The organism is Cellulomonas sp. GbtcB1, from assembly GCF_019091725.1.
Classification (GTDB): domain Bacteria; phylum Actinomycetota; class Actinomycetes; order Actinomycetales; family Cellulomonadaceae; genus Cellulomonas.
This window is the reverse complement of sequence record NZ_JAGXJG010000541.1, coordinates 1-238: the sequence shown is the minus strand read 5'-3', so window position 1 is coordinate 238 and position 238 is coordinate 1. Positions and strand designations below refer to the sequence as shown.

Here is a 238-nt window from a genome sequence, read left to right as displayed (position 1 = left end):
GCCACCGGGACCACTCCGCGCATCTGGTCCTGCCAGGGCGGGATGCGGCGGTCCTCGTCCGCGGCGTCCTCGACGGTCGTGTAGGAGAAGGCCTCGACCTTGTGGAACTGGTGCACCCGGATGATGCCGCTGGTGTCCTTGCCGTAGGACCCCGCCTCGCGGCGGTAGCAGGCCGTCCAGCCGGCGTACCGCAGCGGGCCGCCCGACAGGTCGGGGATCTCGCCCGAGTGGTTGCCGG

At 72.3% G+C, this 238-nt stretch carries 1 protein-coding gene; it reads right to left on the bottom strand.

What is annotated here, in order from left to right; genetic code table 11:
* Positions 1 to 238: aminoacyl--tRNA ligase-related protein (locus KVT14_RS21315; RefSeq protein ID WP_306795892.1), on the bottom strand; the 238-nt coding region annotated here is incomplete at both ends.